At 57.8% G+C, this 22524-nt stretch carries 24 protein-coding genes and 1 riboswitch; of the genes, 13 read left to right on the top strand and 11 right to left on the bottom strand.

What is annotated here, in order from left to right:
• Positions 1 to 77: 77 nt before the first annotated feature.
• Together WFN61_RS12680 and WFN61_RS12675 are read right to left on the bottom strand one after the other, a co-directional pair.
• Positions 78 to 737 carry a fumarylacetoacetate hydrolase family protein gene (locus WFN61_RS12680; RefSeq protein ID WP_042391273.1) on the bottom strand — a complete coding sequence of 220 codons (660 nt, stop codon included), beginning with the start codon at positions 735 to 737 and terminating at the stop codon, positions 78 to 80.
• Between the two features lie 55 nt (positions 738 to 792).
• The gene (locus tag WFN61_RS12675) at positions 793 to 1077 is read right to left on the bottom strand and encodes a YcgL domain-containing protein (protein ID WP_144818691.1); all 285 of its coding nucleotides are present in this window, start codon (positions 1075 to 1077) and stop codon (positions 793 to 795) included.
• A gap of 122 nt (positions 1078 to 1199) precedes the next feature.
• Between WFN61_RS12675 and minC the strand changes: the two genes are divergently transcribed.
• From minC to minE, 3 genes are read left to right on the top strand one after another with little or no spacing between them, the layout of a single operon-like run.
• On the top strand, positions 1200 to 1916 hold the full coding sequence (minC, locus tag WFN61_RS12670) for a septum site-determining protein MinC (RefSeq protein ID WP_312175268.1): 717 nt from the start codon (positions 1200 to 1202) through the stop codon (positions 1914 to 1916).
• Positions 1917 to 1938: 22 nt separating this feature from the next.
• Positions 1939 to 2751 carry a septum site-determining protein MinD gene (gene minD, locus WFN61_RS12665; RefSeq protein ID WP_042391277.1) on the top strand — a complete coding sequence of 271 codons (813 nt, stop codon included), beginning with the start codon at positions 1939 to 1941 and terminating at the stop codon, positions 2749 to 2751.
• A gap of 3 nt (positions 2752 to 2754) precedes the next feature.
• The gene (minE, locus tag WFN61_RS12660) at positions 2755 to 3021 is read left to right on the top strand and encodes a cell division topological specificity factor MinE (protein WP_042391279.1); all 267 of its coding nucleotides are present in this window, start codon (positions 2755 to 2757) and stop codon (positions 3019 to 3021) included.
• A 98-nt stretch (positions 3022 to 3119) separates the two neighbouring features.
• Here the strand turns inward: minE and rnd are convergent, their stop codons facing one another.
• The 5 genes from rnd to WFN61_RS12635 all read right to left on the bottom strand — a co-directional run bounded on the left by rnd (position 3120) and on the right by WFN61_RS12635 (position 9552).
• On the bottom strand, positions 3120 to 4247 hold the full coding sequence (rnd, locus tag WFN61_RS12655; RefSeq protein ID WP_337038755.1) for a ribonuclease D: 1128 nt from the start codon (positions 4245 to 4247) through the stop codon (positions 3120 to 3122).
• 70 nt (positions 4248 to 4317) lie between these two features.
• Positions 4318 to 6003, bottom strand: a complete 1686-nt coding sequence (gene fadD / locus WFN61_RS12650; RefSeq protein WP_257758283.1) for a long-chain-fatty-acid--CoA ligase FadD — start codon at positions 6001 to 6003, stop codon at positions 4318 to 4320.
• 204 nt (positions 6004 to 6207) lie between these two features.
• Complete coding sequence (locus WFN61_RS12645; RefSeq protein WP_312274443.1) at positions 6208 to 6795, bottom strand: Slp family lipoprotein; 588 nt, start codon at positions 6793 to 6795, stop codon at positions 6208 to 6210.
• A gap of 68 nt (positions 6796 to 6863) precedes the next feature.
• Entirely contained in the window at positions 6864 to 7559 is a 696-nt protein-coding gene (tsaB, locus tag WFN61_RS12640) for a tRNA (adenosine(37)-N6)-threonylcarbamoyltransferase complex dimerization subunit type 1 TsaB (protein ID WP_337038732.1), read from the bottom strand.
• A 67-nt stretch (positions 7560 to 7626) separates the two neighbouring features.
• Entirely contained in the window at positions 7627 to 9552 is a 1926-nt protein-coding gene (locus WFN61_RS12635; RefSeq protein WP_257757900.1) for an ATP-dependent DNA helicase, read from the bottom strand.
• A 127-nt stretch (positions 9553 to 9679) separates the two neighbouring features.
• Between WFN61_RS12635 and WFN61_RS12630 the strand changes: the two genes are divergently transcribed.
• Positions 9680 to 10024 carry a RidA family protein gene (locus WFN61_RS12630; RefSeq protein WP_257757901.1) on the top strand — a complete coding sequence of 115 codons (345 nt, stop codon included), beginning with the start codon at positions 9680 to 9682 and terminating at the stop codon, positions 10022 to 10024.
• 2 nt (positions 10025 to 10026) lie between these two features.
• Here the strand turns inward: WFN61_RS12630 and WFN61_RS12625 are convergent, their stop codons facing one another.
• Positions 10027 to 10212 carry a YoaH family protein gene (locus WFN61_RS12625; RefSeq protein WP_144818683.1) on the bottom strand — a complete coding sequence of 62 codons (186 nt, stop codon included), beginning with the start codon at positions 10210 to 10212 and terminating at the stop codon, positions 10027 to 10029.
• A 61-nt stretch (positions 10213 to 10273) separates the two neighbouring features.
• On the opposite strand from WFN61_RS12625, the gene pabB reads away from it, so the two are divergent.
• The 4 genes from pabB (at position 10274) to WFN61_RS12605 (ending at position 15493) form a co-directional block, all read left to right on the top strand.
• Positions 10274 to 11632 (top strand): aminodeoxychorismate synthase component 1, encoded by a 1359-nt coding sequence (gene pabB, locus WFN61_RS12620; protein WP_337038731.1) that lies wholly within the window; start codon positions 10274 to 10276, stop codon positions 11630 to 11632.
• Between the two features lie 3 nt (positions 11633 to 11635).
• Positions 11636 to 12214, top strand: a complete 579-nt coding sequence (locus WFN61_RS12615; protein WP_144818679.1) for a CoA pyrophosphatase — start codon at positions 11636 to 11638, stop codon at positions 12212 to 12214.
• Positions 12215 to 12398: 184 nt separating this feature from the next.
• Positions 12399 to 13763, top strand: a complete 1365-nt coding sequence (gene sdaA, locus WFN61_RS12610; protein ID WP_257757903.1) for an L-serine ammonia-lyase — start codon at positions 12399 to 12401, stop codon at positions 13761 to 13763.
• A gap of 131 nt (positions 13764 to 13894) precedes the next feature.
• Entirely contained in the window at positions 13895 to 15493 is a 1599-nt protein-coding gene (locus tag WFN61_RS12605; protein WP_144818675.1) for an EAL domain-containing protein, read from the top strand.
• A 6-nt stretch (positions 15494 to 15499) separates the two neighbouring features.
• Here WFN61_RS12605 and yoaE read toward each other — a convergent pair whose 3' ends face one another.
• Both yoaE and WFN61_RS20975 read right to left on the bottom strand, forming a co-directional pair.
• On the bottom strand, positions 15500 to 17062 hold the full coding sequence (gene yoaE, locus WFN61_RS12600) for a CNNM family cation transport protein YoaE (protein ID WP_312235297.1): 1563 nt from the start codon (positions 17060 to 17062) through the stop codon (positions 15500 to 15502).
• Positions 17050 to 17190 carry a protein YoaL gene (locus WFN61_RS20975; protein WP_374544025.1) on the bottom strand — a complete coding sequence of 47 codons (141 nt, stop codon included), beginning with the start codon at positions 17188 to 17190 and terminating at the stop codon, positions 17050 to 17052. The genes yoaE and WFN61_RS20975 overlap by 13 nt, the downstream gene beginning before the upstream one ends.
• A gap of 303 nt (positions 17191 to 17493) precedes the next feature.
• Between WFN61_RS20975 and manX the strand changes: the two genes are divergently transcribed.
• The 5 genes from manX to mntP all read left to right on the top strand — a co-directional run bounded on the left by manX (position 17494) and on the right by mntP (position 21661).
• Positions 17494 to 18468 carry a PTS mannose transporter subunit IIAB gene (gene manX, locus WFN61_RS12595; RefSeq protein WP_144818671.1) on the top strand — a complete coding sequence of 325 codons (975 nt, stop codon included), beginning with the start codon at positions 17494 to 17496 and terminating at the stop codon, positions 18466 to 18468.
• A gap of 62 nt (positions 18469 to 18530) precedes the next feature.
• Positions 18531 to 19331, top strand: coding sequence for a PTS mannose/fructose/sorbose transporter subunit IIC (locus tag WFN61_RS12590; RefSeq protein ID WP_042391300.1), 801 nt, complete (start codon positions 18531 to 18533; stop codon positions 19329 to 19331).
• A 12-nt stretch (positions 19332 to 19343) separates the two neighbouring features.
• Positions 19344 to 20195 carry a PTS mannose transporter subunit IID gene (locus WFN61_RS12585; protein WP_144818669.1) on the top strand — a complete coding sequence of 284 codons (852 nt, stop codon included), beginning with the start codon at positions 19344 to 19346 and terminating at the stop codon, positions 20193 to 20195.
• A 54-nt stretch (positions 20196 to 20249) separates the two neighbouring features.
• Positions 20250 to 20708, top strand: coding sequence for a DUF986 family protein (locus WFN61_RS12580; protein WP_144818667.1), 459 nt, complete (start codon positions 20250 to 20252; stop codon positions 20706 to 20708).
• Positions 20709 to 20905: 197 nt separating this feature from the next.
• Positions 20906 to 21092, top strand: a riboswitch (yybP-ykoY riboswitch).
• Positions 21093 to 21094: 2 nt separating this feature from the next.
• On the top strand, positions 21095 to 21661 hold the full coding sequence (gene mntP / locus WFN61_RS12575; RefSeq protein ID WP_222888117.1) for a manganese efflux pump MntP: 567 nt from the start codon (positions 21095 to 21097) through the stop codon (positions 21659 to 21661).
• Here mntP and rlmA read toward each other — a convergent pair.
• The gene (rlmA, locus tag WFN61_RS12570; protein ID WP_337038730.1) at positions 21658 to 22473 is read right to left on the bottom strand and encodes a 23S rRNA (guanine(745)-N(1))-methyltransferase; all 816 of its coding nucleotides are present in this window, start codon (positions 22471 to 22473) and stop codon (positions 21658 to 21660) included. The genes mntP and rlmA overlap by 4 nt on opposite strands.
• Between the last annotated feature and the right edge of the window lie 51 nt (positions 22474 to 22524).

The raw sequence follows: 22524 nt of genomic DNA, 5'->3' as shown, positions 1-22524 counted from the left end.
GCTGCACCTTATAACCACTCTGGCACAGGGATGCAAGTTTTGCCGCCCTTTCGACGGCAAAACATTACACAGACGGTTTACAGCACGCGGGTGGTAAGGGACTGGCCGTTAAAGCTCACTTCCAGCTCGTCGCCGCTGTGCAGCGGGCCGACGCCTTCCGGCGTACCGGTCAGAATGACGTCCCCGGCGCGCAGGGTGAAGTAGCGGCTCATGTAGGCAATCAGCGGCACGATTTTGTGGATCATATCCGCCGTGGTGCCCTGCTGGCGCACCTCGCCGTTGATCTTCAGCCCCAGCGGCGTGTTCTGCGGATCGCTTGCGAACTCCGCTGCCGGAATAAACCCGGAGAGCGGACAAGAGTTGTCAAAGCCCTTGGCCTTCTCCCACGGCTGCCCGGCCTTCTTCATTTTGCCCTGAACATCGCGCAGCGTCAGATCCAGCGCCACGCCGTAGCCGGCAATCGCCTGCTGAACGTGCTCTTCCGAGGCCTGACGCAGCGTAGCGCCAATCAGCACCGCCAGCTCAACTTCGTGGTGCACCGATCCTAGCCCCTGCGGCAAGGCCAGCGGCTGGCGGAGATCGCAGAGCGCGGTTTCAGGCTTGATAAACAGTACCGGCTCGTCCGGCGTGGCGCTGCCCATCTCCTGAATATGTTTCGCATAGTTACTGCCAACGCAAACAACCTTACTGACGGGAAAATCTAACAGTGCACCCTGCCAGTTATGATGCTGATACATATTACCCCCTGAGTAACCCTTTGAACGCGTGTGGAATTTGACTATCACCGCCGTCTCAGGATTTGTCAATCTTCCCGCTGCTTTGCAGATGCTGCTTAAGGAGATCCTCCTGCGGCGGCGGCATTTGCAGATAGTATCCCTGCTCCTTGAGCGCCGCTTTAACCTTGTCCAGTTCAGCATTGGCTAAGTTTTTGCGCCCGTCGAGGGGCAGCAGCATCGTCATGACCGGCTGGCCAAAACTTTTCATTAATGCCTCAGGAACCCGAGAAAAATCATCTTTTTTCTCGATATACAAATAGGTCTGTTCACGCTTAGCACTTCGGTAGATCACACAAAACATACTTTTACTCATTATTAATGGGAGGTGTCTTGCCTCAATATAGCAGGGACTATAACATGCCTGAGAGTCTTCGGAATATCACCCGCTATGCGGGGGATAATAGCTAAATGAGTAAGGTCAGGATGTCAAACACGCCCATCGAGCTTAAAGGCAGTAGTTTTACCTTATCAGTGGTTCATTTGCATGATGCGAAACCCGAGGTTATTCGTCAGGCCTTAGAAGACAAAATCGCTCAGGCTCCCGCTTTTTTACAGCATGCTCCCGTTGTTATTAACATTTCCGCGCTGGACGAAGCGGTTAACTGGGCTGCCTTGCATAAAGCGATTGCCAGCACCGGTTTACGTGTTATTGGCGTCAGCGGCTGTAAACAGGCCGAGCTGAAGGCTGAGATTGATCGCGCCGGGCTCCCACTGCTGACGGAAGGCAAAGAAAAACTGCGCCAGCCGCCTGCTACTGAGGCGCCTGTCGTTGAAGCGCCAATTGTTGAAGAGCCCGTTGTCGCGCCGATCACAAAAACACGCTTAATTGATGTTCCGGTCCGGTCCGGACAGAGAATATATGCCCCGGGCTGCGATCTGATCGTTACCAGCCACGTCAGCGCGGGCGCAGAGCTGATCGCCGATGGCAATATCCATATCTATGGCATGATGCGTGGACGGGCGCTGGCGGGGGCCAACGGCGACAGAGAAGCACAAATTTTTTGCACACATCTCACCGCGGAGCTGGTCTCCATCGCGGGAGAATACTGGCTGAGCGATCAAATCCCGGCCGAATATTATGGCAAAGCGGCTCGCCTGCTCCTCGCGGATAACGCTTTGACTGTTCAACCATTGAATTAAGCCCTTATAACAAGGAACACCTATGGCACGCATTATTGTTGTTACTTCGGGTAAAGGGGGCGTCGGTAAAACGACATCCAGCGCGGCCATCGCGACTGGTTTGGCCCAGAAGGGAAAGAAGACCGTCGTTATCGACTTCGATATCGGCCTGCGTAACCTCGACCTGATCATGGGTTGTGAACGCCGTGTAGTCTATGATTTCGTTAACGTTATTCAGGGCGATGCCACCTTAAACCAGGCGCTGATCAGAGATAAGCGCACGGAAAGCCTCTACATTCTTCCTGCCTCACAGACGCGTGACAAAGACGCGCTGACCCGTGACGGCGTCGAGAAAGTGCTCGACGATCTGAAGAAGATGGATTTCGATTTCATCGTCTGCGACTCCCCTGCCGGGATCGAAACCGGCGCGCTGATGGCGCTCTACTTCGCAGATGAAGCCGTTATTACCACTAACCCAGAGGTCTCCTCAGTACGCGACTCGGACCGCATTCTGGGCATTCTCTCCTCAAAATCGCGGCGTGCCGAGAACGGTCAAGAGCCGATCAAAGAGCATCTGCTGCTGACGCGCTACAACCCGGGCCGCGTCAGCAAAGGCGACATGCTGAGCATGGAAGATGTGCTGGAGATCCTGCGCATCAAGCTGGTCGGGGTTATCCCGGAAGATCAGTCCGTGCTGCGCGCCTCTAACCAGGGCGAACCTGTGATCCTGGACGCGACATCAGATGCCGGTAAAGCGTATGCTGATACCGTGGAACGTCTGCTGGGAGAAGAACGCCCTTTCCGCTTCATCGAAGAAGAGAAGAAAGGTTTCCTCAAACGCCTGTTCGGAGGATAAATTATGGCATTACTAGACTTTTTTCTCTCACGAAAGAAGAGTACCGCTAACATAGCGAAAGAGCGCCTGCAGATCATCGTGGCCGAGCGTCGCCGCAGCGATGCCGAGCCACACTATTTGCCGCAGCTGCGCAAAGATATTCTGGAAGTCATTTGTAAGTATGTGCAGATCGATCCAGAAATGGTGACGGTACAGCTGGAACAAAAAGACGGCGATATTTCTATTCTTGAGCTGAACGTTACCCTACCGGAAGCCGAAGAGACGAAATAAGGTTTTACCGTTATCTCCTTCATTAAAAAGGCAGCCCAATAAGCGCTGCCTTTTTTATTTATGCGTATTCACTGTGTTTATTTACAGTGGCGCATTCGCTAGCGAGGAAATTCCAGCAGCAGTGCCTGAAGGCTCGACGCCATTAATTCACCGCGCCAGCCGGAGATAAGTTCCGGCAGGGTGGCGAACGCTTTAATATTCCAGTGCCAGTTAAGCAGCTGATTTATTTGTCGACGCGAGGCCAGCAGCTCGGCGCTCACCCCTTTTGCCACGCTCACCTCCTGCACCAGTGCCTTAATCGCCTTGAAGGCCCGGCGATAACCTGGCATATCAAGCAGGTTCAGCAGCGGCTCCGGGAGCGACGCTTCCGGCAACGCCTGGGCCTGAGCGACCATCGCCAGCAGCGTTTTACCGTGGAAGCGGATCTCGCTCCCCGAGAGCCCAATGCTGTCCAGTTCGCCGAGGCTGCCCGGCATATAGCGCGCGACCGCCCACAGGTTCTCTTCCCGCACGACAAAGTTTACCGCCAGATCGCGCTCGCGCGCCTTACGCAGACGCCACGCCGCCAGCAGCTGCAGGCAGGCCAGCTGACGGGTACGCAGCTGCCAGGCGTTGCTAATATCGCGCCACGCCTCTTCCGGGGCCAGCACTTCCTGACGGCGCTCCTGCATCAAGCGACACTCGTCCAGCGCAGCGGGCAACCAGCCCGCCGCCTCGGTCTCCGCCATCAGCTTGTGGGCGATAGGCAGCAGATACCAGACGTCGGCGGCGGCGTAGTCGCACTGGCGCTCGGTCAGCGGACGCGCCAGCCAGTCGGTGCGGGATTCGCTTTTATCCAGCGCCAAACCGGTATACTCCTCAACCATAGAGGCGAAGCCCCACGACAGCGGGCGGCCGCTGAAGGCGGCAAGGATCTGGGTATCGATCAGCGGTTGCGGCAGCTCGCCAAACACGTTGAGAAAAACTTCCAGATCTTCACTGCCGGCGTGGAGAAACTTAGTGACCGCGCGATCCATCATCAGCTCGCGGAACGGCGTCCAGTCGGTGATCTCCAGCGGATCGATCAGCGAAACCTGCTGACCGTCGTAGACCTGGATCAGGCCCAGCTGCGGATAGTAGGTGCGGGTGCGGACAAATTCGGTATCGATGGCTAGAGCCGGAAACGCGCGCGCCGCCTCGCTCATGGTCGCCAGCGCGTCGTTGGTGGTGATCATCTGGTAGTTCAAATCATACTCTCTTTGGTTTGCGCCCATAAAAAACGCCGGGCTAACCGGCGTTGGGCGACTCACTCGAAGCTTAGACCTTATTGTCTACTTTGCCGCGCGCTTCGTCACGTAATTCTCGCCGTAAAATTTTGCCGACGTTGGATTTCGGCAGCTCCTCACGAAACTCCACCAGCTTCGGTACCTTATAGCCGGTAAGCTGACGGCGGCAGAAGGTAATGAGCGCCTCTTCGCTGAGGTCGGGATCCTTCTTCACCACGAAAATTTTTACCTTTTCACCGCTGCTGGTTGACGGCACGCCGACGGCGGCCACCTCCTGCACGCCTGGGTGCTGCATCACGACGTCTTCAATCTCGTTAGGGTAGACGTTGAAGCCGGAGACCAGAATCATATCTTTTTTACGATCGACAATGCGCAGGAAGCCTTCGTCGTCCATTACCGCAATATCGCCGGTCATCAGCCAGCCGTCTTTGATGATCTCGTCAGTGGCGTCAGGGCGCTGCCAGTAGCCCAGCATTACCTGTGGCCCCTTGACGCACAGCTCGCCCGGTTCGCCGTGCGGCACCTCCCTGCCCTCGTCGTCAATCAGCTTCACCTCCGTAGAGGGCACAGGCAGGCCGATGCTGCCGCTGTGGTAGTCGATATCGTGCGGGTTCACGCTCACCAGCGGAGAGCACTCCGTCAGGCCATAGCCCTCCAGCAGATACTGCCCGGTAAGCTTCACCCAGCGCTCGGCGACCGCCTGCTGGACAGGCATCCCGCCACCTGCGGAGAGGTGCAGCGTAGAGAAGTCGAGCTGCTGAAACTCTTTGTTGTTCAACAGCGCATTGAACAGGGTATTCACCCCGGTCATGGCGGTAAAGGGATACTTTGACAGCTCTTTCACCAGCCCTGGAATATCGCGCGGGTTGGTGATCAGCAGGTTCTGCCCGCCCAGCTCGATAAACAGCAGGCAGTTCATGGTCAGGGCAAAGATGTGATACAGCGGCAGAGCAGTAACCACCAGCTCTTTTCCCCGGTGCAGCAGCGGCCCGTAGGTGGCGTTCACCTGTTCGAGATTGGCCAGCATGTTGCGGTGGGTCAGCATCGCCCCTTTAGCCACGCCGGTGGTGCCGCCAGTGTATTGCAGGAAAGCGAGATCGTCCGGGACCACCTCCGGCTTGACGTACTGCAGGCGGTAGCCGTTGTGCAGCGCCTGGCGAAACGAAATGGCGTCCGGCAGGTGATATTTCGGTACCAGTCGCTTAACGTACTTGACCACGAAGTTGACCAGCGTCCCCTTCGCCGCAGAGAGCTGATCCCCCATGCGGGTCAAAATCACGTGCTGCACCTGGGTCTTATCTACCACTTTTTCAAGGGTGTGGGCAAAGTTAGAGACAATGACGATAGCCGCCGCGCCGCTGTCGTTGAGCTGATGCTCCAGCTCGCGAGGGGTATAGAGAGGGTTAACGTTCACTACCACCATACCGGCACGCAAAATACCAAACAGCGCCACCGGATACTGCAGCAGGTTAGGCATCATCAGCGCCACGCGATCGCCCTTCTTTAACCCCAACCCCTGCTGTAGCCAGGCGGCAAAGGCGCGGCTGCGCTCTTCCAGCTTGCGGAAGGTCATGGTCTCGCCCATGTTGATAAACGCCGGCTGGTCCGCATAGCGGATGGCGGCATTTTCGAAGAGTTCCACAAGGGATTGATAGCGATCGGGGTTGATGTCCGCTGGCACGTCGGCGGGATAACGGTTAAGCCAAACCTTCTTCAATGCGTCACCTCTGAAATGAAAATTCGTCGTCATCGCAACTCCGCTTAATAAACATGCCGTTAACATTATATTAACTCATTGTACCAGTTTATTAATTGGCCGATTCACAGGTTGCGAAGCGCGTCACTCTTTTATTCTTGTTATGGTCATAAAAAAGGAGAAACAGCGGATAGTCCGCTGTCTCTTCTCTTATTTAACAGGGAGTTACTCTGTTACGACGGTATGCACCGGGGCCGGACCGGTGTTGTACCAGCCGTAACCGCCGTAGCCGCCGTAACGCCAGGGATTCGGACCCGGTCCCCAGTACCAGGGGTCGATTGGCTGCGGCGGCAGCATAACCTGCTGCTGGAGATGCCAGCGTTTATAGCCACTCACCTTCATGACCATAAACTTATAGGGCGTCTCGCCCACTTTGCCCTGCTCAACGCCGCTAATGGTGCCGACCACGGTCACGTACTGGTTACGGAAATCCACCGGATCGAGGAAGCCGTTCACGTCAGCGTAAATACGCCCGCGGGAAGGTTCACCCAGAACGGGACGCGCGCCGCTGTCCAGCGGTACCGAGGCAATCTCCAGCCGGGTTTGCCCCTGCTTGTTCTGCAAGCCGATAACTTTACCGCCGAAGCGCGCCTCCTGGCCGACGTATAGCTCAGGCGCATTCATCACCCGAACCAGATCCTGCTGCGGCGTTGGGCTGCTGCCTTTAATGGCGTCAGGCACCGAGACGCAACCGCTCAGCGCTAAGGCGGCTAAGCCTGCCAGCAGCCAGCGCCTGGACCTGCTTTGCCCCACCTGTTGGGATACCTTCACTTACCACCTTCCTGCTATTTACACTGTTACGTTATGTATATAGCTGAGATTCATTTTCTGCCCGGAAGTTTCTTCCAGGCCACCTCGTTGCGCAAATAAACCGGCTCCGCATGCTCCACGGCAACGGTGCGCTGCTGGGCAAAAAGCTGGCAGGCGAGCGGGAGCATATCTTCAGCTGCAGGCAGCAGGATGCCGCCGTCGGTGAGGGTTAGCCCGCTCTCTTTGCCAAGATCCGGCCATGCCGGCCAGCCGGTGCCCACCGTAGCCCAGGATCCGCTGAGCTGGGCCAGGCGTTCGCTGACCGCTTCCGGCTTCAGCACCGCCTCACTCTCTTCGCCGTGCCAGACGCCCTGCTCATCCCGCTGGTACTCGGCCCAGTAGACTTCGCCCATGCGGGCATCGATGGCGGCCAGCACGCGCGTCGCGCCGGTTTTACGCCACGCGCCCTGCGCCATGGTGGCCAGCGTTGAGACGCCGATCATCGGCAGCTCGGCACCCAGTGCCAGGCCCTGAGCAATACCAATGCCAATCCGCACGCCGGTAAAGCTGCCCGGCCCACGGCCAAAGGCCAGCGCGTCGAGTTTGGCAAGGGTGACGCCGCTGTCGTTCAGCGTCTGCTGAACCAGGGGTAAAATACGTTGGGTATGTTCTCTTGGGCAGAGTTCAAAGTGGGCAGAGGTCGTACCGTTATTCCACAGGGCAACGGAACAGGCCTCTGTGGCGGTATCAATAGCCAGAATTCGCATCGGTCTTCGCGCTCTCGGGGTGTTGATTCAATAAAATGGCGCGCATCTTAGCACACTCTGCGGCAAATTACTGCGTCGAGACCCCGGCCAGGAATCTCACCGCGCGGGCGATGTCCCGGGTGCGCGGGGTCGGCGGCAGGCTGGCAAGGAAGGTTGCACCATAGGGACGCATCACCAGCCGGTTGTCGCAGATCACCAGCACGCCACGGTCGTCGATGTCGCGGATCAGGCGGCCTACCCCCTGCTTGAGGGTGATCACCGCGTCCGGCAGCTGAACATCATCAAAAGGATCGCCCCCGCGCAGGCGGCAATCCTCCATCCGCGCCTTCAGCAGCGGATCGTCCGGTGAGGTAAAGGGCAGCTTGTCGATGATCACCAGCGACAGCGTATCGCCGCGCACGTCCACCCCTTCCCAGAAGCTGCTGGTTGCCACCAGCAGCGCGTTTCCGGCGGTGACAAACTGCTGGAGCAGCTGGCCCTTACTGGTTTCGCCCTGCAACAGCACCGGCAGCGACAGGGTCGCGCGGAACTGCTCTGCCAGGTCGCGCATCATGGCGTGGGAGGTGCAGAGCATAAAGCAGCGGCCGTTGTTGGCCTCGATCATTGGCCTGAGCATCGCTGCCAGCTGGCGCGCCGCGCCGGGCTGGTTGGTCTGCGGCAGATTGCGCGGCACGCAGAGCAGTGCCTGACGGGCGAAATCAAACGGACTGGGCAGCAGCATTGACTCTGCCGTTTCAATCCCGAGGCGGGAGGTAAAGTGGTGCAGGTCGTCGTTCACCGAGAGCGTGGCCGAGGTAAAGATCCAGCTTCCCGGCTTCTGGGCCATCACCTCTTTGAACTTCTCTGCCACGGTGAGCGGCGTCAGGGCGAGGGTAAAGTGGCGAGAGGTACACTCGTACCAGTAGCTGAAGCCCGGCTGGTTGATCTCTTTCAGCCGCTTGAGGCGCGTGCGATAAAGCGTTGCCCGTTCAAAGGCCGCGTCGAGCAGCGCCGAGCGACCAAGAGAGAGCTTGGCTACGTCGTAGCATAGCTCTAAGGCATCATCGAGCAGCAGCAGCGCGCGCTGGACGTGGCTGTCCGCCAGCAGCTCGCGCAGGTTGCCGCGATAGCCCGGCTCGCCCAGCTGTAAACGGAAGTCCTGCGCACTCTGCGCCAGGCGATCCGCGCACTTCTGCAGCTGCTGGGTATCTTTCAGTTCGGTGCGGTAGGCAATGGTGAAATCTTTCGCCAGATCCAGCAGCTGGCGGCTGGAGAGCGACTGGCCGAAGTACTGGCTGGCGATATCCGGCAGCTGGTGCGCTTCGTCAAAGATCATTACGTCGGCCTCGGGGATCAGCTCGCCAAAGCCGCTGTCTTTCACCACCATGTCAGCGAGAAAGAGGTGGTGGTTAACCACGACCACGTCGGCGTCCATCGCCTTCTTACGCGCCTTGACCACGAAGCAATCTTTATACATCGGGCAGTCGCTGCCGAGGCAGTTATCGTTGGTGCTGGTGACCAGCGGCCAGGCCTGGGAGTCCTCCGCCACGCTGGCGCAGGTGCTGATGTCGCCATCAAGGGTCTGGCTCGACCATGACCGCAGCAGGATAACGTCGCTGAGGATCTGCACCGGCAGATCGCCGCCGGCAAGCGCCTGCTGCTCAAGACGTTCGATGCAGAGGTAGTTGGAGCGCCCCTTCAGCAGCGCCAGGCGGCCGGTATACTCCAGCGCCCGGGAGACGGTGGGCAGATCGCGGCTGTAGAGCTGATCCTGCAGCGCCTTCGAGCCGGTGGAGATAATGACCTTTTTCCCGGCGCGCAGGGCCGGGGCCAGATAGGCGTAGGTTTTCCCCGTCCCGGTTCCGGCCTCAACCACCAGCGGCTGGGTATTAGCAATGGCAGCGCTGACCGCCTGGGCCATCTGCCGCTGTGGCTCACGCGGTTTAAACCCCGGTATCGCTTTCGCTAACTGCCCGTCTGGTGCAAAATCGTCCGTTACACTGTTCTCTGCCACGCCGCCCCCTGGTTATATCGCCAGTGATTATGTCGGGCGCGGGAATTTTTAGCTAGCCGAAGTGGTGACAGGATCGCTACCCGTGTGGCACTCTTGGCCCTGCCAAAAAGCAATAAGGGAGTGAAAAGTGACGATTAAACGTATTGATGCCGAGGCCCGCTGGTCCGATGCCGTGATCCATAACCAGACGCTGTACTATACCGGCGTACCGGAGAACCTTGAGGCCGACGCCGAGGCGCAGACCGCCAACACCCTGGCGCAGATTGACGCCGTGCTGGCAAAACAGGGTAGCGATAAAACGCGTATTCTTGATGCCACGATTTTTCTGGCTAACAGCGATGACTTTGCGGCAATGAACCGCGCCTGGGATGCATGGGTGGTAGCAGGCCATGCGCCGGTACGCTGCACCGTACAGGCGACGCTGATGAACCCGCAGTACCGGGTCGAAATTAAAATTATCGCCGCGGTATAGAACTACTCGTCTTCATCCTCATCTTCAAAGCGTGCCACGATCCGCTCCCCGGTGTGGTTGGCACGCAGCTCTTCGGCGACCACTGCGATCGCCTGCCCGCTGCTCATGCCTTCGGACATAAGCTGCTGAATACGCTCTACCGCCTGCTGCTGTTGCTCATGACTGAGCGAAGGTAAACCTGCAAACATCGTTAACTCCTGCTAGATTATCAGCGCTAATTATTTCACGCTGCCTGGTTGTTTGCCATAGATGAACACGCTTCCCCCTACCGTTATCACCCTACCGTGGCGTCACGACGCCGCCGAGTTCTGGTTTGCGCGTCTCAGCCACCTGCCGTGGGCGATGCTGCTGCACTCCGGCCATGCCGATCACGCCTACAGCCGCTTCGATATCCTGGTCGCCGATCCGCGTGGCACGCTGGTGACCACCGGTGAGCGCACGCGCATGACGCTGGACGGCACGGAGGTTTCCACGGCCGATCCGCTGGCGCTGCTTCAGCAGGCGCTGACGTCGCTGGCGCTGCCTGCCGAGGTCAATCCCGATCTTCCTTTCCAGGGCGGTGCACTGGGACTATTTGGTTACGATTTGGGTCGACGCTTTGAAAACCTGCCCACGCAGGCGAAGGCCGACATCGCCCTGCCGGATATGGCGGTGGGGCTCTATGACTGGGCGATGATTGTCGACCACCATAAGAAACGTGTTTCGCTGCTGAGCCACGGCGACGTCAATGCCCGTCTTGCCTGGCTGGAGGTGCAGCAGCCCCCCGTTAGCGAGGATTTTTGCCTCACCTCCCGCTGGCACGCCAATATGACGCCAGCGCAGTATGCCGATAAATTTGCCCGGGTGCAGGCTTATTTGCAGAGCGGCGACTGCTATCAGGTCAATCTGGCCCAGCGCTTTCAGGCTACCTATAAAGGCGATGAGTGGCAGGCGTTCACCCGCCTCAACGCCAGCAACCGCGCGCCGTTCAGCGCCTTCGTGCGTCTTGAGGAAGGGGCGATCCTGAGCCTGTCGCCGGAGCGGTTTATCCATCTGGAACGGGATCGCATTCAGACCCGGCCTATCAAAGGAACCTTGCCCCGGCTGGCGGATCCGCTGGCCGATCGCCAGCAGGCGGAAAAGCTGGCGGCCTCGCCGAAGGATCGCGCTGAAAACCTGATGATCGTTGACCTGATGCGCAACGACATTGGCCGCGTTGCGGTGCCCGGATCGGTGCGTGTCCCGGAGCTGTTTGTGGTGGAGCCCTTTCCTGCGGTGCACCATCTGGTCAGCACCGTTACCGCTCGCCTGCCCGCCTCGCAGCACGCCTGCGATCTGCTGCGGGCTGCCTTTCCCGGCGGCTCAATCACCGGTGCGCCGAAGGTGCGGGCGATGCAGATCATTGACGAGCTGGAGCCGCAGCGGCGTAGCGCCTGGTGCGGCAGCATTGGCTATATCAGCTTCTGCGGCACTATGGACACCAGCATCACTATCCGCACCCTGAGCGCCTGCAACGGTCAGCTTTACTGCTCCGCCGGGGGCGGCATCGTTGCCGATAGTCAGCAAGAGGCGGAATATCAGGAAACCTTTGATAAAGTTAATCGTATTCTGCAACAGCTGGAGAGATAACGGGTGGAGAGCACAAACCTGACCCTGGACGATTTTTTATCACGCTTCCAACTTTTACGCCCGCAGGCCAGCGGTGCGAGCCTGAACAATCGCCAGGCGGCGGTGCTGATCCCCGTGGTGCGCCGCGAGCAGCCCGGGCTGCTGCTGACCCAGCGCTCGGCGCGCCTACGTAAGCACGCGGGCCAGGTGGCCTTCCCCGGTGGCGCCGTAGACAGCAGCGATGCGTCTATTATTGCCGCCGCCCTGCGCGAGGCCGAGGAGGAGGTCGCCATTCCGCCCGAGTCGGTTGAGGTGATTGGCGTTCTGCCGCCGGTAGACAGCGTGACCGGCTTTCAGGTTACCCCGGTGGTGGGCATTATCCCGCCGGATCTGCACTATCACGCCAGCGAGGATGAGGTGGCAGCGGTATTTGAGATGCCGCTGGCCGAAGCACTGCGCCTGGGTCGTTATCACCCGCTGGATATTCACCGACGCGGCAATGCGCACCGGGTGTGGCTCTCCTGGTATCAGCATTACTTTGTCTGGGGCATGACGGCGGGCATTATTCGTGAGCTGGCATTACAAATCGGCCTCAAACCCTGACTATACTTTACACAGCGCCCGTTTTTCACCGGGCGTGACTTGCCTCTCAGCATTAGTAAAATAGAGGTTGGCTATTAGTTTAATTCATGTGAATAGTTAAACCGTTCCCCCGGTTCCCTCTTACACTATGCCCAATTATTACATCGTTGCCGGAGGGTCCGGCAACCCTGTCAGGAGTGTTAGCGTGATTAGTATATTCGACATGTTTAAAGTGGGAATTGGTCCTTCCTCTTCTCATACTGTTGGGCCAATGAAGGCCGGGAAACAGTTCGTCGATGATCTGGTCGAAAAGGGTTTGCTGGAGAGCGTCACCCGCGTGGCGGTGGATGTTTATGGTTCGCTGTCGCTGACCGGCCGCGGTCACCATACCGATATCGCCATTATCATGGGCCTCGCCGGTAACGAGCCAGCGACCGTCGATATCGATGCGATTCCGGCGTTCATCCGCGACGTAGAGACCCGTGGCCGCCTGCTGCTGGCCCATGGACGTCATGAGGTGGACTTCCCTGCTGATAACGGGATGCGTTTCCAGAGCGACAACCTGCCGCTGCATGAGAACGGCATGTGCATCCATGCATATCAGGGCGAGAAAGAGATCTACAGCAAAACCTACTACTCCATCGGCGGCGGGTTTATCGTTGATGAAGAGCACTTCGGTAAAGAGAGCGCTCAGGCCGTCAGCGTGCCCTACCCGTATAACTCTGCCCAGGCGATACTGAACTGGTGCAAAGAGACCGGCCTGTCCCTCTCCGGCATGGTGATGCAGAACGAGCTGGCCCTGCACAGCAAAGAAGAGATTGCCGACTATTTCGCGCACGTCTGGCAGACCATGCAGGCCTGTATCGATCGCGGCATGAACACCGAAGGCGTGCTGCCGGGTCCGCTGCGGGTACCGCGCCGTGCCTCAGCTCTGCGCCGCCTGCTGGTCGCCAGTGACAAGCACTCCAGCGATCCGATGGTAGTAGTTGACTGGGTCAATATGTTCGCCCTGGCAGTGAACGAAGAGAACGCTGCCGGTGGCCGAGTCGTTACCGCCCCAACCAACGGCGCATGCGGGATCGTGCCCGCGGTGCTGGCCTACTATGACCACTTTATCGAGCCGGTTACCCCGGATATCTACACCCGTTACTTCCTGGCCGCAGGCGCAATCGGTACGCTTTACAAGATGAACGCCTCAATCTCTGGCGCAGAGGTGGGCTGTCAGGGTGAAGTTGGCGTTGCCTGCTCTATGGCGGCAGCGGGCCTTGCGGAGCTGATGGGTGCCAGCCCGGAGCAGGTCTGCGTGGCGGCAGAGATCGGCATGGAGCATAACCTGGGACTGACCTGCGATCCGGTCGCCGGCCAGGTACAGGTGCCGTGCATTGAGCGTAATGCTATTGCCTCGGTGAAGGCCATCAACGCCTCCCGCATGGCGATGCGTCGTACCAGCGCCCCGCGCGTGTCGCTGGATAAGGTGATCGAAACCATGTATGAAACCGGCAAAGACATGAACGCGAAGTACCGCGAAACCTCTCGCGGCGGGCTGGCGATCAAGGTGCAGTGCGACTAATACGTTACCCAGCCCTTTCACCCGAAAGGGCTAATTATTTCCCTTTTTGATGCCGATTAATTTTTCCCCACTACACTTGCTGTGTTGCCGTTTGCTTTTTCGCCAACGGCCCTCCTGGGAACCGTCGGGACATGCAAACAGCACAGCAAATTATAAGAAGCTACCGTCGAAAACGCGCCATCGTCTGCGTGATTGTCGCGATCTTCACGCTCTTGCTGACGCTTGGCTCGCGCTACATTTCCGAGCGCAACGCTAATCAGCAGCGGATCCTCTCTTTTACCAATCACGCGGTCTCATCGCTGGATCGGATCCTTATCCCACTTGCCCAGGGCCGGGGGGTGCTTCTGCCGCTGGTGGGCCAGCCCTGCGACGAAGCGCACCTGGCGCTACGAAAGCAGGCCGCTACGATGCAAACCGTACGCTCTATCGGCCTCATCAAAAACGGCATCCTCTACTGCTCCAGCATTTTCGGTTATCGCAACGTCCCCCTTCACCAGCTTCAACCCGCACTCCCTACCGCTCAGCCACTGCTCTTGCTCACTACCGATAACTCTCTGCTGCACGGCAGCCCGATACTGATCCAGTGGTTTCCCCTGACCCAGAATGGACAGGATGGGGTAATGGAGGTGATCAATATCGATCTGCTCACCCGCATGATGCTGGAGCCGCAGAAACCGCTGATTACCGGGGCGAGCGTAACGGTAGGTAATCGGCATTTGATCTACGGTGCCGGGGTCGTGGATAGCCTGCCACCGCTGGTCAGCGAGACGCGGTTTCAGCAGAGCTCGGACCAGTTCCCCTTTACCATTAGCGTGCGGGGCCCAGGCGCAGGCGAGCTGGCGCTGCGTCACCTCCCTTCTCAACTGCCGCTGGCAGTGATCATCAGCCTGCTGATGGGCTATATCGCCTGGATTGTCACCGCTAACCGGATGAGCTTCTCATGGGAGATCAATCTCGGTATGGCGGCGCATGAGTTTGAGCTTTTCTGCCAGCCGCTGCTGAACGCCCGTACCCATCAGTGTGAGGGGGTGGAGATCCTGCTGCGTTGGAATAACCCGCGGCAGGGTTGGATCTCGCCGGATATCTTTATCCCCATTGCCGAGGAGCAGAACCTGATTGCTCCTCTGACGCGCTACGTGCTGGCAGAGACCCACCGCCAGATAGGCCTGTTCCCGGCCAGCAGCCAGTTCCATATCGGGATCAACGTCTCCGCCAGCCATTTCCGTGACGGTGCGCTGCTGAAGGATCTTAACCGCCTCTGGTTCCATGCTCATCCGGTTCAGCAGCTCACCATTGAGCTGACCGAGCGGGAAGCGATCACCGACATCGATTACCGGCTCGTGCGGGCCCTGCACCGACGCGGGGTAAAGCTGGCGATTGATGACTTTGGTACCGGCAACACTTCACTCTCATGGCTGGAGAAGCTGCGTCCGGACGTGCTGAAGATCGATAAGTCCTATACCTCGGCGGTGGGCACCGATGCGGTGAACTCGACGGTGACAGATATTATTATCGCGCTGGGTAGGCGGCTTAAAATTGAGCTGATTGCGGAGGGAGTGGAAACCCCGCTGCAGGCGCAGCGTTTGCGCCAGCGCGGGGTAACGATTTTTCAGGGATTTCTCTACGCGAAGCCTATGCCGCTAAAAGATTTCCCTACGTGGCTGGCAGGCAGTACGCCGCCCCCAGCCACTTATAGTGGGCATGTGATGCCCATGACGCCGCTACGCTGAGCGAGGCTACTCCTCTTCGTCGTCCTGTACCGGCTGCTCTTTAACAACGCGTACCAGATCGACCCGATAGTCGTTCGCCTCAACGACAGTAATGGTTAATGGCGCAAGCTGCAGCACCTCGCCCGGCTTGGGAATTTGACCATTGATCGCAATGACCAACCCTGCAACGGTGGCGATATCCTCTTCATCGTTCACCAGGTTGTCCATCTGTAGCGCATGCTGCAGCGCGTGAAGATCGGTAGCGCCTTTTACCAGCCAGCCGTCGCCGTCGGTGACAATTTCTGGCGTCTCATCGGCGTCCGGGAACTCACCGGCAATGGCTTCCAGCACGTCAAGCGGAGTCACCAGCCCCTGCACCACGCCAAACTCGTTGGTTACCATCACGAAGCTCCCCCGCGCGCGGCGGAGAACCGCCAGCAGCTTGATGGGATCCAGCGTTTCCGGTACTACGATGGCCGGTGACGCCGAGGCGATAGCCGCCACGTCAACGTCCTCTTCCAGCGCCACCAGCAGCTCCTTCGCACGCACAATGCCGATGACCTCATCCAGCTCGCCCCGACACACCGGGAAGAGGCTGTGCGGTGAGGAGAGCAGCTGCTGGCGAATGGCGTCCACGTCAAGGTTGGCATCAACCCAGCTGATCTCGCCTCGCGGCGTCATGATGCTACGCAGAGAGCGTGACGCCAGGGTCAGCACGCCGTTGATCATGTAGCGCTCTTCATCCGCAAACGCCCCTTCCGGCACCGAAACCGGTGACTGGCTGTCCGGCTCGTGCTGAACAGCAGCCTGACGGCGGCCGCCCATCAGACGGAGGATCGCATCGGCGGTACGCGCCCGCAGCGGCAGCGTGGACTGATGGCGAATAAAGTTGCGACGCGCCACCTGGTTAAAGAACTCAATGATGATCGAGAAGCCAATTGCCGCGTAGAGGTAGCCTTTTGGAATGTGGAAGCCAAAGCCTTCCGCCACCAGGCTCAGACCGATCATCAGCAGGAAGCTCAGGCAGAGCACCACCACCGTAGGGTGTTGGTTAACAAAGCGCGTCAGCGGCTTCGAGGCCAGCAGCATCACCGCCATGGCGATCACCACTGCCGCCATCATTACCGGCAGATGGTTCACCATCCCTACCGCAGTGATCACCGCATCAAGAGAGAAGACCGCATCGAGGATAACGATCTGTACCACCACCACCCAGAAGCTGGCGTACCCTTTCCCCTGGCCACTATCGTGCTCGCGGTTCTCCAGGCGCTCATGTAATTCTGTTGTCGCTTTAAAGAGTAAGAATATCCCCCCGAGCAGCATGATGAGATCGCGGCCAGAGAAGGTGAAATCCATTACCGAAAAGAGCGGCTGGGTCAGCGTCACCATCCACGAGATAACGGAGAGCAGCGCCAGGCGCATCACCAGCGCAAGGGAGAGGCCAATCAGTCGGGCCTTGTCTCGCTGCTTCGGCGGCAGTTTGTCAGCCAGAATGGCGATAAACACCAGGTTATCGATACCGAGAACGATTTCAAGTACGACAAGCGTCAACAATCCCACCCAGATGGAGGGGTCCATTAAGAATTCCATGACAGGCTCCTGCTAAGGGAGTGACAAAACAAGGGGGCCTTACAACATGCAGGCGTGATGACAACAGAAAGGGGGTTAACACAGGCGCTACGCGGCCTGAAGGTAAACTGACGTCGGTGACGGTCCATACGGTGGGCAGCTGCCCTCTACTCCAGTGATTATAAACAGAAAGTAAACATAACAGAGGGAATTAAGATTTTGCAAAGATTTACCAGAATTTGCATTTTCGGAGATATTTTGCGCAACAAAATTTCTTTTCTCATTAAAGCTAAATTACGGATCTGAATCACATAAATTATTTTTTCACTATCTAAAATAATTCGCGAAGACTGAATTTTCTATGTCATCCCTCTCTGAATCGATTCGCTATGACGTAACGATTCACAATGCATCTGCTACGGATGTGTTCACGATAATAAAGGAGGTAGCAAGTGACCATTGCTATTGTGATAGGCACACATGGCTGGGCTGCAGAGCAGCTGCTTAAAACAGCTGAAATGCTATTGGGCGAACAAGAGAACGTAGGCTGGATCGATTTCGTACCAGGTGAAAACGCCGAAACGCTGATCGAAAAATACACCGCGCAGCTGGCGAAGCTCGACACCGGTCAGGGCGTGCTGTTTCTCGTCGATACATGGGGCGGCAGCCCGTTTAACGCTGCCAGCCGTATTGTCGTCGATAAAGAGCACTATGAGGTCGTGGCCGGGGTCAATATTCCTATGCTGGTTGAGACCTTGATGGGCCGCGATGACAACCCGACGTTTGACGATCTGGTGGCCGTCGCCGTTGAGGCAGGCCGCGAAGGCGTGAAGGCGCTGAAGGCGCAGCCGGTGGAGAAGGCGCAGCCTGCTGCTCCCGCCCCTGCCGCCGCTCCCCGCGCCGCCGTGCCGCAAAAACCGATGGGGCCAGCGGACTATATGACCATTGGCCTGGCGCGAATCGACGATCGTCTGATTCATGGTCAGGTGGCCACGCGCTGGACCAAAGAGACCAACGTGCAACGTATTATTGTCGTCAGTGACGAAGTCGCCGCCGACACTGTACGCAAGACGCTGCTCACCCAAGTGGCACCGCCCGGCGTTACCGCGCACGTGGTGGATGTCGCCAAGATGGTCCGCGTTTACAATAACCCGAAATATGCTGGTGAGCGCGTAATGCTGCTGTTTACCAATCCTACCGACGTGGTACGCCTCGTTGATGAGGGGGTAAAGATTACCTCTGTCAACATTGGCGGCATGGCCTTCCGCCAGGGTAAAACCCAGGTGAATAATGCCGTGTCGGTGGATGAGCAGGATATCGCCGCGTTTAAAAAGCTCAACGCCCAGGGCATTGAACTGGAGGTGCGGAAAGTGTCCAGCGATCAACGCCTGAAAATGATGGATTTAATCAGCAAAGTGGCGAAGTAACCAGCATCCGCTGAGCGACGCTGTTTTTACACTTTATTCTGTATTGTTATAGGAGAAGTACAATGGAGATTACCACTCTTCAGATTGTGCTGGTGTTTGTCGTGGCCTGTATTGCCGGTATGGAGTCGGTGCTGGATGAATTTCAGTTTCACCGTCCGCTGGTGGCCTGTACGTTAATCGGTATCGTGCTGGGTGATATGCAAAAAGGCATTATCATCGGCGGTACCCTGGAGATGATCGCCCTCGGCTGGATGAACATCGGTGCGGCGGTCGCACCAGATGCCGCGCTGGCATCCATCATCTCAACCGTGCTGGTTATCGCCGGTGGTCAGAGCATTGGGGCCGGTATCGCGCTGGCTATTCCGCTGGCAGCGGCAGGCCAGGTGCTGACCATTATCGTTCGTACCATTACCGTGGCTTTCCAGCACGCAGCGGATAAGGCGGCCGAAAACGGCAACCTGACGGCGCTCTCCTGGATCCACGTCTCTTCCCTGTTCCTGCAGGCAATGCGTATCGCTATCCCGGCGGTGATCGTGGCCTACTCCGTGGGTACCAGTGAAGTACAGAGCATGCTCAACGCCATTCCGGAAGTGGTGACCAGCGGCCTGAACATTGCCGGTGGGATGATCGTGGTAGTGGGTTATGCGATGGTCATCAACATGATGCGCGCTGGCTACCTGATGCCGTTCTTCTATCTGGGCTTCGTTACCGCCGCCTTCACCAACTTTAACCTGGTGGCATTGGGGGTAATCGGTGCCGTGATGGCCATTCTCTACATTCAGCTTAGCCCGAAATATAACCGCTCGGCGGGCGCGCCTGTTCAGGCTGCCGGTGCTAACGATCTCGATAACGAACTGGATTAACAGGTGAGCGACATGGTTGATATGACAAAAACGACGTCCGAGAAAAAACTCACGCCTGGCGATATCCGCGGCGTGTTCCTCCGCTCTAACCTCTTCCAGGGGTCATGGAACTTCGAGCGTATGCAGGCGCTGGGCTTCTGCTTCTCTATGGTACCGGCTATCAAACGCCTCTATCCGGAGAATAACGAGGCACGCCGTCAGGCGATCAAACGCCATCTGGAGTTCTTTAACACCCACCCCTACGTTGCCGCGCCGGTGCTCGGCGTTACCCTGGCGATGGAGGAGCAGCGTGCCAACGGGGCAGAGATTGACGATGGGGCCATCAACGGCATCAAAGTTGGCCTGATGGGGCCGCTGGCAGGCGTCGGCGACCCGATCTTCTGGGGTACGGTGCGTCCGGTGTTTGCCGCGCTCGGGGCGGGGATCGCCATGAGCGGCAGCCTGCTCGGCCCGCTGCTGTTCTTTATCCTCTTTAACGTGGTACGTCTGGCAACCCGCTACTACGGGGTTGCCTACGGCTACCGTAAAGGGGTAGACATCGTTAAAGATATGGGCGGCGGCTTCCTGCAGAAGCTGACCGAGGGGGCGTCAATCCTCGGCCTGTTTGTCATGGGGGCGCTGGTAAACAAGTGGACGCATGTTAATATCCCGCTGGTGGTATCGGAGATCACCGACCAGACCGGGAAGACGAACGTTACCACCGTGCAGACTATCCTGGACCAGCTGATGCCGGGCCTGGTGCCGCTGCTGTTGACCTTCGCCTGCATGTGGCTGCTGCGTAGGAAAGTGAACCCGCTGTGGATTATCGTTGGCTTCTTCGTCATCGGTATTGCGGGCTACGCCGTTGGCCTGCTCGGCCTGTAAGCGGTAGATATCACGCCGGGGGCACTGCCCCCGGTTTTTATTTCTGGAGGATGAATGTCGTTAACGGACTACGTGCTGGTGCTGTGCGTGGCTGGGCTGTTGGCTTACGCTATCTATGACGAGTTTATTATGCCGCGCCGCCACGGCGCAACGCTGCTCACCGCTCCCCTGCTGCGCCGCAGCCGCGCCGATAGCGTGATCTTCACCGGCCTGCTGGCTATTGTTATCTATAATAACGTCACGCATCATGGTGCTATTTTAACCACGTGGCTATTATCTATGCTAGCGCTGGTGGTTATATATCTCTTCTGGATCCGCGCCCCAAAAATCATCTTCAAAGAAAACGGCTTTTTCTTCGCGAATATCTGGATTGAATATGGGCGTATTAAAGCGATGCAGCTATCAGAAGATGGCGTGCTGGTGGTGCAATTAGAGCAGCGCCGCCTGCTGATTCGTGTACGAAATATCGACGATCTGGAAAAAATCTACAAGATTATGGTTAAAACTCAATAATTTAAAATATAGCCACGTCTATGTTTATGATATACAGACCTCCTGAAACATAGCCGTGGCTATATTATTACCCGCGCAATTCACCCTCTTTTTTAACGTTATTTTTACTCTTGCGGTCAAATGAAAATCGTTATCACTAGCACAGTGAAATAATGAACTTCGGTTATTGTTTTAGTTTATCAAAATATGTTAAGGTTGCGCCCGTCGTTGGGGAGTAGCCAATTTCCTGTTCCCGGAAATGTGCGTGTCAACATACTCGTTGCAAAACGTGGCACGTACGGATCGAATAGCTGAGGCGTTTCGGTCAGGCGAGACCATAGACGCATCAACTGCTGATTACTGGGGGCAGTGATGTGTCATATGGATCTCCCGGTCAGGACGCTTGTATGAACCTATCCGCTACCCTACTGCTCGCTTTTGGCATGTCGATGGATGCCTTTGCCGCCTCTATTGGTAAAGGTGCAACGCTGCACAAACCCAAATTTTCTGACGCCCTGCGCACCGGCCTGATCTTCGGCTTCATTGAGACACTGACCCCGCTGCTGGGTTGGGGCTTAGGCATGCTTGCCAGCCAGTTTGTGTTGGAGTGGAACCACTGGATTGCCTTCTTGCTGCTGGTTTTTTTAGGTGGCCGAATGGTGCTGGAGGGCTTCCGCTGCCAGCCTGATGAAGATCCTACTCCGCTGCGCCGCCACAGCTTCTGGCTGCTGGTTACGACCGCCATCGCCACTAGCCTGGACGCCATGGCCGTCGGCGTCGGTCTGGCCTTTTTGCAGGTCAATATTGTGACCACCGCGCTCGCCATCGGCTGTGCCACCCTGATCATGTCTACCCTCGGTATGATGATCGGCAAGTTCATCGGCCCGCTGCTGGGCAAACGGGCCGAGATCCTCGGTGGCGTGGTGCTGATCGGCATCGGCATCCAGATCCTCTGGAGCCACTTTGCCCCTTAAGCGTCGCGCTGCCAGCACTGAATGCTGAAATCCGCCTCGCAGCTGAACTGGGCCATCTCCTGCAACGCCTGCCAAACCTGCGGTTTTGCCCGCCAGGCAAAAGGCGTCATCTGCAACAGCGCCACAGCTTCGGTGCCGCTTAGCATCATTCCGTAGCCTAACGATTGCTGCTCCCGCAGCGTAAACCCAGCCAGCTGTTCGCTCTGTGGAGCATGCAGCTGCACCTCGTCATAGATCAGCCCCTTTAGCTCTACCAGATGCCGTGGCCCCGGCGCGGCGGTAATTACCCACCCTTCCGGCTTCACGACCCGCGCCAGCTCTTCAGCTTTACAGGGCGCATAGATGCGCACCACGGCGTCCAGCGTCTGCGCCTCAAACGGCAGACGGTGGCTGGAGGCCACGCAGAACATCGCCTGCGAATAGCGCTTCGCCGCCGCGCGAACCGCCGCCCGGGAGACGTCAAGACCAAAGGTCTGGGCCCCGTGCTGGCGGGCGATATCGGCGAAGGCATGGGTGTAGTACCCCTCTCCACAGCCGATATCCAGCAGCGCCTCGGCTTTTTCCGGCAGGCGCACATCCAGCAGATCGCTTAGCGTCTGACGCAGCGGCAGGTAGTGCCCGGCGTCAAGAAAAGCGCGCCGGGCCTGCATCATCTCCGCACTATCGCCCGGATCGCGCGAACGCTTGTGCTGCACCGGCAGCAGGTTGACGTATCCCTCTTTCGCTATATCAAACTGGTGCCGCTGCGGGCAGACATAGGTTTTATCGGTACGCAGCAGCGGCGCGTGGCATAGCGGACAGGTGAAGGACATAACAACTCCGGGCAAAGAGAAAGGGCGAAAGTGTAACGCCAATTGCCTCTG

The organism is Pseudescherichia sp. AS216, from assembly GCF_037152055.1.
GTDB lineage: Bacteria > Pseudomonadota > Gammaproteobacteria > Enterobacterales > Enterobacteriaceae > Pseudescherichia.
The sequence above is the reverse complement of the archived record's forward strand: the minus strand, read 5'-3'. Positions and strand labels throughout refer to the sequence as shown.

Bases quoted from the DNA above. Each gene is read 5' to 3' on its own strand.
- WFN61_RS12625 (WP_144818683.1), bottom strand. From the start codon at position 10,212: ATGTTTGCAGGTTTACCTTCGCTCAGTCATGAGCAACAGCAGCAGGCG.
- WFN61_RS12675 (WP_144818691.1), bottom strand. From the start codon at position 1,077: ATGTTTTGTGTGATCTACCGAAGTGCTAAGCGTGAACAGACCTATTTG.
- yoaE (WP_312235297.1), bottom strand. From the start codon at position 17,062: ATGGAATTCTTAATGGACCCCTCCATCTGGGTGGGATTGTTGACGCTT.
- minE (WP_042391279.1), top strand. From the start codon at position 2,755: ATGGCATTACTAGACTTTTTTCTCTCACGAAAGAAGAGTACCGCTAAC.
- WFN61_RS12680 (WP_042391273.1), bottom strand. From the start codon at position 737: ATGTATCAGCATCATAACTGGCAGGGTGCACTGTTAGATTTTCCCGTC.
- WFN61_RS12585 (WP_144818669.1), top strand. From the start codon at position 19,344: ATGGTTGATATGACAAAAACGACGTCCGAGAAAAAACTCACGCCTGGC.
- WFN61_RS20975 (WP_374544025.1), bottom strand. From the start codon at position 17,190: ATGGACCGTCACCGACGTCAGTTTACCTTCAGGCCGCGTAGCGCCTGT.
- rlmA (WP_337038730.1), bottom strand. From the start codon at position 22,473: ATGTCCTTCACCTGTCCGCTATGCCACGCGCCGCTGCTGCGTACCGAT.
- minD (WP_042391277.1), top strand. From the start codon at position 1,939: ATGGCACGCATTATTGTTGTTACTTCGGGTAAAGGGGGCGTCGGTAAA.
- WFN61_RS12580 (WP_144818667.1), top strand. From the start codon at position 20,250: ATGTCGTTAACGGACTACGTGCTGGTGCTGTGCGTGGCTGGGCTGTTG.
- WFN61_RS12605 (WP_144818675.1), top strand. From the start codon at position 13,895: ATGCAAACAGCACAGCAAATTATAAGAAGCTACCGTCGAAAACGCGCC.
- pabB (WP_337038731.1), top strand. From the start codon at position 10,274: ATGAACACGCTTCCCCCTACCGTTATCACCCTACCGTGGCGTCACGAC.
- WFN61_RS12590 (WP_042391300.1), top strand. From the start codon at position 18,531: ATGGAGATTACCACTCTTCAGATTGTGCTGGTGTTTGTCGTGGCCTGT.
- mntP (WP_222888117.1), top strand. From the start codon at position 21,095: ATGAACCTATCCGCTACCCTACTGCTCGCTTTTGGCATGTCGATGGAT.
- minC (WP_312175268.1), top strand. From the start codon at position 1,200: ATGTCAAACACGCCCATCGAGCTTAAAGGCAGTAGTTTTACCTTATCA.
- tsaB (WP_337038732.1), bottom strand. From the start codon at position 7,559: ATGCGAATTCTGGCTATTGATACCGCCACAGAGGCCTGTTCCGTTGCC.